Raw genomic sequence first — 1,751 nt, 5'->3', positions numbered from 1 at the left:
GCGGGGCCGAGATCGACTGGACGCCGCTGTTCGCTCCGGCGAAAGCACGCCCCCGCGTCGACCTCCCCACGTACGCCTTCCAGCACCGCACCTACTGGCCGCAGCCGAAGGACTCCCGCCCGGCCGCCGACGGCCAGGGCACCGGCGTGGACGCCGAGTTCTGGGAGGTCGTGCAGCGCGAGGACCTCGAAGGTCTCGCGGAGACGCTGGACCTCGACCAGGAGGCGTCCCTCAAGGCGGTGCTGCCCGCGCTCGCGTCCTGGCGGCGCCGACAGCAGGAACAGCTCCAGGTGGACGCCCTGCGCTACCAGGTCACGTGGAAGCCGCTGCCCGCCGCCTCCTCGTCCGGGGCCGCTCCGGCTCTCCGGGGCACCTGGGTGCTGCTGGTCCCGGGCGGTGCCGCCGAACACCCCTGGTGCGCGGCCGCGGAGGACGCGCTCGCCGCGGCCGGTGCGGACGTCCGGCGCGTCGTCGTCGGCGACGAGGCCGCCGACCGCACGGCGCTGACGGCGCTGCTGCGGGAGCCGGGCGCCCCGCTCGCCGGTGTGCTGTCCCTCCTGGCCCTGGACGAGCGTCCGTACGAGAACTCCGCGTCGCTGACCCGGGGCATGGCCGCGACCCTCGCCCTGACACAGGCATGCGTCGACGCCGAGGCCGGCGGACGGCTGTGGATCGCCACGTCCGGCGCGGTGTCCGTGGGCACCGCCGAGACCGTGCGCGGCGCCGCGCAGTCGCAGGCATGGGGCTTCGGACGGGTCGTGGGCCTCGAACACCCCGACGTGTGGGGCGGCCTCATCGACCTCGGCCCCACGGAGGCCACCGCGGCCGCCCCGGCCCCCGCCCGCACCCACCTCAGCACTCTCCTCGCCCGTACCGCCTCGGACGGCTTCACCGAGGACCAGCTGGCCGTGCGCCCCTCGGGTGTCTTCGTACGCCGTCTCGTACGAGCACCCAGGAGCACCGTGCCCGCCGAGCCCTGGCAGCCGCACGGCACCGTACTGATCACCGGCGGCACCGGCGCCCTCGGCGCCCACGTGGCGCGGTGGTGCGCGGGCGGCGGCGCCCGGCATCTCGTACTGACCAGCAGGCGCGGCCCCGACGCGCCCGGAGCAGCCGAACTCCGTGCCGAACTGGAGGAGTTGGGCGCCGAGGTCACCATCGCCGCCTGCGACGTGGCCGACCGGGACGCGCTCGCCCGGCTCCTGGACGAGATCACCGCGGACGCGCCGCTCAGCGCCGTCGTGCACGCGGCGGGCCTGGGACAGGACCGCGTGATCGGCGAGACGGGGCCGGAGGACTTCGCCGCGATCGTCACGGCGAAGACCGCGGGTGCGGCACACCTGGACGAACTGCTCGGCGACACACCGCTGGACGCCTTCGTACTGTTCTCGTCCATCGCCGGCGTGTGGGGCAGCGGAGGCCAGGCCGCGTACGCCGCCGCCAACGCCTTCCTCGACGGGCTCGCCGAGCGGCGCAGGGCCCAGGGGCGCGCGGTGACGTCCGTCGCCTGGGGGCCGTGGGCCGGATCGGGCATGGCCGGGGACGACGAGGCGGCGGCGCACCTGCGCAAGCGGGGCCTGCCCGTCATGCGGCCCGAGTCGGCCGTCGCCGCGCTGCGGCACGCACTCGGTGTCCGCGACGCCCTGGTCACCGTCGCCGACGTCGACTGGGAGCGGTTCGCCCCGGCCTTCACCGTGCGGCGGCCGAGCCCGCTGCTCGACGACCTGCCGGAGGCCCGCCGCGCCCTGGAC

Annotated in this window: 1 protein-coding gene; it reads left to right on the top strand. The window is 76.2% G+C overall.

Features of this window, described 5'->3' with window-relative positions:
* The coding region (locus tag STRAU_RS35755) for an SDR family NAD(P)-dependent oxidoreductase (protein WP_037664123.1) at positions 1-1,751 on the top strand (1,751 nt) is incomplete at both ends.

The organism is Streptomyces aurantiacus JA 4570 (genome assembly GCF_000414115.1).
In the GTDB taxonomy this organism is placed as follows: Bacteria; Actinomycetota; Actinomycetes; order Streptomycetales; family Streptomycetaceae; genus Streptomyces; species Streptomyces aurantiacus_A.
Note: the sequence above shows the minus strand (reverse complement) of the source record. Positions and strands in the feature narration are given on the sequence as shown.